This window comes from Bacteroides sp. RTP31139st1_H2_RTP31139_211217, assembly GCF_040227615.1.
Taxonomy (GTDB): Bacteria; Bacteroidota; Bacteroidia; order Bacteroidales; family Bacteroidaceae; genus Bacteroides; species Bacteroides uniformis.
This window is the reverse complement of record NZ_JBCNZM010000001.1, coordinates 32441-38603: the sequence shown is the minus strand read 5'-3', so window position 1 is coordinate 38603 and position 6163 is coordinate 32441. Positions and strand designations below refer to the sequence as shown.

The window sequence follows — 6163 nt, the reverse complement described above, 5'->3', positions numbered from 1 at the left end:
AGACTATGTCACGGCAGCATCTGCATTCGAGCCGTCTCTTGTTTGCCAAATCCCCATGACTGCCTTGATGACTCTGCTCACACAAAACAACGACCTTGCCATGTTCTTCATCAAGCAATTGTCCGTTGACTTGGGCATTGCCGATGAACGCACTGTAAACCTGACGCAGAAACATATCCGCGGAAGACTCGCAGAATCCCTGCTATTCCTCAAAGAAAGTTATGGTTTGGAGGAAGACGGCTCCACCTTGAGTATCTATCTCTCGCGTGAAGATCTGGCCAATTTGTCAAACATGACCACTTCCAACGCCATACGTACGTTGTCACAGTTTGCCACAGAACGGTTAATCACCATCGACGGACGTAAAATCAAAATCATAGACGAAGAAAAGCTGAAGAAAATCAGCAAGATAGGATAAGGATAAGGGATTAGGGATGAGCTTATACCTCTTGTTATATGTATAATACTGTCACAAACTAATCCCTAATCCTTAATCCCTTATTAAATCACTCCTTTTGCAGAAAGATACCGTTCCGCTTCAATGGCTGCCTGGCAACCAGTTCCGGCAGCGGTGATGGCTTGACGATAGTGAGAATCAGCAACGTCTCCGGCGGCGAATACGCCCGGCACTTTCGTACGCGGTGTTCCCGGCTCGGTGACGATATAACCTACTTCGTCCGTATCTACATAAGGTTTGAAAATATCCGAGTTGGGTTTATGGCCGATGGCAAGGAAGAAACCGTCAATAGCTACATCATAGCGCTTCTCATCCGGTTCACCCATACGCTGTACCAAATGTACACCTTCCACACCGTTCTCTCCAAACAAGCCTACGGCATTATGTTCGAACAGTACTTCAATCTTGTCATGCTTCATCACACGCTCCTGCATAATCTTGGAAGCGCGGAGATAAGGTTTGCGGACAATCAGATAAACCTTGGCAGCCAGTCCGGCAAGGTAAACAGCTTCCTCGCAGGCAGTATCTCCACCCCCTACAACAGCTACCGTTTTCTTGCGGTAGAAGAAACCGTCACAAGTGGCACAAGCGCTGACACCCATTCCCGCATATTTCTTTTCATCCTCCAGCCCCAGATACTTCGCAGCGGCACCTGTAGCAATAATCAGCGTTTCAGCCTCAATCATCTTTTCGTCATCAATCGTAATCTTGTAAGGTGCTTCAGCAAGATTGGCTGCGGTAGCAACTCCATAACGCAAATCTGCACCAAAACGTTCGGCTTGCTTCCGCAGGTCTTCCATTAATTCCGGACCTCCGATACCTTGGGGATAACCGGGGAAATTCTCCACATCAGTAGTGGTTGTCAACTGGCCACCGGGCTGCAATCCTGCATAAAGTACCGGTGAAAGATTGGCACGGCCTGCATAAATAGCGGCAGTATAGCCGGCAGGACCCGAACCGACAATCAGACATTTTACTTTTTCTGTTTCCATCATTATATTATTTACTATTTGACTATTTACAATTTACTATTTAGCGCATGTCGATGACTTCAGCCGTGGGATAGGCTTTTTTGTCAAAGACAAAGAAACTATCCGGATAGGATTGTCCTGTCTGGTAGCTATCAATAAGGATAGTAGTCATATACTTACTCCCCCGTGGTGCCAAGTCCACTTGATGCAGACGATACGTATCCTTTGTCACAAACAGATAGACACTTTCAGGGTCTTTCCTCTTGTCGGCAGCAGTCATGGTGATGTAATAAACAGACTTGTCTTGCTTACCACCGACACTGCTCAACTTCAATCTGTATCCCTGCTTGTAGAGGGACAACCAGGCATACGGATTGAGAGTCTGCAATTCCTCCTGCGTAGGTTCCGATACATTCACCTCATCTGCCGAAGCCACATAGCTCCACTGCGTATGTCCGTCAAACCAAGTCTTCATTCCCTCGGTCTCAACCACAAACTTCTCACCTTCCAGATAGAGAACTCCCGCATAAGAGCCTTGTTGTTCGTTCACGGTAAACGCCAGCTTCACCCCTCCCGCTTTCCGAAAGGCTTCGGCTGTACGCTCCAATATATTCTTGGCATCCGGTTGTTGTGCCGACATCGGCACAGCAAACAACAGCAATAGCACACCAAGTAAAAGCTTATCAAGTTTCATCATTCTATAAATAACCATTCCTTATTGCAAATTGTTTAACCGCATTTCCAGGTCGCTCTCATCTATACAGAACACCTCACGCGCCTTACTACCTTGCGCCGGTCCCACAATCCCCGCTTTCTCCAACTGGTCCATGATGCGGCCGGCACGATTATAACCGATGGCAAACTTACGCTGAATGAGCGATGTGGAACCCTGCTGGTGAATAACAACGAGACGGGCTGCATCCTCGAACAAAGGATCGAGACGTCCCATATCCACATCCCCCAAATCACCTCCTGCATTTTCATCCACATATTCGGGCAGATAGAAAGCAGTGGGGTAACTCTGCTGGCGGGCGATAAACTTCGTAATCTCCGCCACTTCGGGCGTATCGATAAAGGCACACTGCACACGCACCGGGTCAGCTCCCTGCAGGAATAACATATCACCGCGGCCTATCAGCTGGTTGGCTCCCGGACGGTCGAGGATGGTACGCGAATCGACCATTGCCGATACACGGAAGGCGATACGCGCCGGGAAGTTGGCCTTAATCGTACCCGTAATGATGTTTGTTGTCGGTCGCTGTGTAGCGATAATCATATGTATACCCACGGCACGCGCCAACTGGGCGATACGTGCGATGGGCAATTCCACATCCTTACCGGCTGTCATAATCAAGTCACCGAACTCGTCGATAACGACTACGATGTAAGGCATGAACTTATGCCCCTTTTCCGGATTCAGACGACGGTTGATGAACTTCTCGTTATACTCCTTGATATTGCGCACATGGGCAGCTTTCAGCAAGTCATAGCGAGTATCCATCTCCACACAGATGGAGTTCAAAGTCTGCACCACCTTCGTGACGTCCGTAATGATGGCATCTTCCCCGTCGGGTAATTTCGCGAGGAAGTGATGCTCAATCACGGAGTAGATGCTGAATTCTACTTTTTTGGGGTCTACCAGCACAAACTTCAGCTCTGCCGGATGCTTCTTATATAATAAGGAGGTGATGATGGCATTCAACCCCACGGACTTACCCTGACCGGTAGCACCGGCAACGAGCACGTGCGGCATCTTGCACAAATCCACCATAAACACTTCATTCGTAATCGTCTTACCCAGTGCGATGGGCAAGTCGTAAGTAGACTCCTGGAACTTCTTGCTGCCGATAATGCTCTGACCGGATACAATCTTCGGATTGGAGTTGGGCACTTCGATACCAATCGTACCCTTTCCCGGAATGGGAGCGATGATACGGATGCCGAGCGCCGAAAGGCTGAGGGCAATATCATCTTCCAGACCGCGTATCTTCGAAATGCGGACGCCCTGCTCGGGAGTGATTTCATACAGCGTCACCGTAGGACCTACCGTCGCCTTAATGGTACTGATTTCTATACCGAAACTACGCAGAGTATTGATAATCTTATCCTTGTTCGCGTTCTGCTCTACCATGTCAATGGTCGGACCATTGTCATCGTAATGCTTCATCAAGTCTATTGTGGGGTAATGATAGTTTTCCAAATCCAGACGGGGATTGTACGGCTCCTTCTCCGTTCCCACATACTCCTCCTCTTCGGCCTTCTCAACCTGGAATGCCGGTTCCTTCTCTACCGGCTGTTCCCGAAAAGGGGGCACCGGCTCCGGTGCAGGAGTCTCAAAAGTCATGGTAACATCCTCATCCGCAGACTTGGCTGGCTTTACCTTTCCATCACTTCCACCCAAGTCAAGGGTGATTTCATTCAGCGGTTCGTCCTCTTCTTCCTCTGTGGCAACCTCCTCCTCCTTTTCAAGAACCTTTTCCGGCTCCGCAGCTTCCGGTGTCGGAGCAGTAGTCTTTTCCTTTGCACCCCAAGAGGTCTTGAACTCTTCCGGCGTTTCACCCTGCACGCTTTCCGCCTTCTCCTTACGCTTCAAGAAGCTGAGACTGAACAATCTGCGCAACCAGATGACAGTCCGTGCACTCAGATAGATGAGGAAGCAGATGGCAGTTACCAACAATAGCAGCCATACTCCCGGCACACCGACTTGAGACACAAGCCAGTTGCTGACATTGTATCCGTGCATACCGCCCAGATAGAGGAAAGAGTCCTTGTACTGGTCTACAAACACAAAACCGAAAAATACCGAGAACCACACCAGCATCAACGAACAGCCGATGAACCACTTCCACAAGCGCACCACACGCACCCGCATCAGCTTCAATCCCGCCACAGCCAGGAACACGAGAATCAAGAAAGACGATACGCCGAAACAATCATTTATCAGATAGCTGGCCAACTGCGCACCGCGGCTACCGGCGTAGTTCTTCACCCCATTATTGGTGGAAATCAGCTCCTGCGCACTGCCTCCGTCAATGATGCTCTGGTCTGCCGCTCCCGTGAAAAAGAACGACGAAAAGGCGAGCAACAAATAAACCGAAAAGATTACCAGTACCAAGCCGATAACGAAATGAACAGTTTCACTTCTAAATAACGCTGCCACTTTCCCAAAAAACGAGAGTGACAGCTCCGTATCTTTAGCTGTTGAATTTTTCTTTGCCATATTTTTTAAATAACTATTGAGAATTGATTGCAAAAATAATAAAAACTATCCTTCTGCCGCGTTGTTTTCATTCTTTAATTTCTCGTCTGCCGATTATAGGTATTCCTAATCTACAACTGTAGTTTTATCGCATGTTTTACTTACATGCTTGCATGAAATGACATAGCGCACTAATTTACAACAGATTGCGCCATGCAAGCAGACCTCATGCAAGCATGCAGGCAGATTTTGCCTACATGACGCAATCCATGCAAGCCCTATACGCATCAACCTACTCTTTTTCCTTCAAAAAATAAATCGGCTGTTTCTGCAACCCTTTGTTCACCAACACATTCTCCTCACAAAGACGACGAATCTGCCGCGTCGCAGTCGTGCGGGTCATGCCGCAAATCGACTGTACAACACTGCGGGTGATGAACTCATTCTTACGTAGATAGTTCACCACTTTTTGCTTCACCTCATCATCCGTCAGCCTCTTTTTCGTGAGATTCCGCAATTTCAGCGGCTTTACCTTCAATACTCCTATCTCACTGCGCAGCGCCTTGTCCGGTCTGAAAGTGATGTTTTTCAACTTTACCTTAGTACTTTTCCGCTTTGTCTCCAGTGTCACCGGTTCCGTGCAGGTCAGCGTAGGAACAAAGTAACCGATGCCGTCCAAATGAACCTGCCTGCCCTCCCCCAGCTCGCGTCCCACAAAATGCGACAAAGCATCGAGTACCGCCAGTACATCCGTCTCGGTCAGCGAGCAGTATTCTTGTATATGCCTGCGCAGTTCATCGGTCGTTGTGGAGCCGTTCAGTTTAATCCGGGGGTGCAGGGTCAGCTCTTCCCCTTGTTTATCCTTCGTTTTCGGGTTTTCGTACCAATCAAATAAAATTGCCATATTCTTTCCTCCTTTTTTAGATTCATTTCTGTTGCTGTCTGCAGGTTTCGCTCATGCAAAGTACCGGCTTTCATTAGGCAGAGCATGGGTCTTCCTTACGCAAAGAAGCGTTCTTCCTTCTGCTGAAAGCTTATCAAAAAAAGATGCGCACAACTGTGGTTCATCTTCTTCATATTTGTGACACACCTTCTTCACAACTATGAGAAAGACATTCCACTGCTGTGCGCAACTACAAACTACAGAGGCAAAGATAGTGAAAAGCAGGGGGCTTGGCAAAGGAATGCTAATCTTTTTCAGATTGAAGCATGTAATAATGCGGTAATAATAGCGCTATTTGCCCAGCTCCATAATTGCAATAATTAATCTTCTTCTTCATCATCGTCATAATCTTCATCGTAGTCATCATCATCGTCACCATCCCATCTACACCCACAAGCATCACAAGCATAATCATTAATACCGCTTGAATCAGGATAGACCAAATGCGAGCCACATTCAAGGCAACGCAACTTATTGTTATCATCATCGTCATCCGCAATTTCATCACATGGCCATTCTCTTCCACAATCCGGACAAACATAATTCACGCCATCGAAATAGGCATTCTCATTCAAACAAAAAATACATTCCAT

Annotated in this window: 6 protein-coding genes; 1 reads left to right on the top strand and 5 read right to left on the bottom strand. The window is 47.7% G+C overall.

The genetic code is table 11. The features are described 5' to 3' along the window. Positions 1-418 (top strand): Crp/Fnr family transcriptional regulator (locus tag ABUA47_RS00155; protein ID WP_349831360.1); only part of this gene is annotated, 418 nt, incomplete at its 5' end. 83 nt (positions 419-501) lie between these two features. Here the strand turns inward: ABUA47_RS00155 and trxB are convergent. From trxB to ABUA47_RS00130, 5 genes are all read right to left on the bottom strand, one after another. Continuing rightward, positions 502-1452: a thioredoxin-disulfide reductase gene (gene trxB / locus ABUA47_RS00150; RefSeq protein ID WP_035449029.1), complete on the bottom strand. Its 951-nt coding sequence runs from the start codon at positions 1450-1452 to the stop codon at positions 502-504. A gap of 37 nt (positions 1453-1489) precedes the next feature. Then, positions 1490-2140 (bottom strand): LolA-like putative outer membrane lipoprotein chaperone, encoded by a 651-nt coding sequence (locus ABUA47_RS00145; RefSeq protein ID WP_080707064.1) that lies wholly within the window; start codon positions 2138-2140, stop codon positions 1490-1492. 3 nt (positions 2141-2143) lie between these two features. Beyond that, positions 2144-4648, bottom strand: coding sequence for an FtsK/SpoIIIE family DNA translocase (locus ABUA47_RS00140; protein WP_005832921.1), 2505 nt, complete (start codon positions 4646-4648; stop codon positions 2144-2146). 271 nt (positions 4649-4919) lie between these two features. Further along, positions 4920-5531 carry a winged helix-turn-helix transcriptional regulator gene (locus ABUA47_RS00135; protein ID WP_005832923.1) on the bottom strand — a complete coding sequence of 204 codons (612 nt, stop codon included), beginning with the start codon at positions 5529-5531 and terminating at the stop codon, positions 4920-4922. A 359-nt stretch (positions 5532-5890) separates the two neighbouring features. Beyond that, on the bottom strand, positions 5891-6163 hold the full coding sequence (locus ABUA47_RS00130; RefSeq protein WP_080707066.1) for a hypothetical protein: 273 nt from the start codon (positions 6161-6163) through the stop codon (positions 5891-5893).

Bases quoted from the DNA above. Each gene is read 5' to 3' on its own strand.
- trxB (WP_035449029.1), bottom strand. From the start codon at position 1,452: ATGATGGAAACAGAAAAAGTAAAATGTCTGATTGTCGGTTCGGGTCCT.
- ABUA47_RS00145 (WP_080707064.1), bottom strand. From the start codon at position 2,140: ATGGTTATTTATAGAATGATGAAACTTGATAAGCTTTTACTTGGTGTG.
- ABUA47_RS00140 (WP_005832921.1), bottom strand. From the start codon at position 4,648: ATGGCAAAGAAAAATTCAACAGCTAAAGATACGGAGCTGTCACTCTCG.
- ABUA47_RS00135 (WP_005832923.1), bottom strand. From the start codon at position 5,531: ATGGCAATTTTATTTGATTGGTACGAAAACCCGAAAACGAAGGATAAA.
- ABUA47_RS00130 (WP_080707066.1), bottom strand. From the start codon at position 6,163: ATGGAATGTATTTTTTGTTTGAATGAGAATGCCTATTTCGATGGCGTG.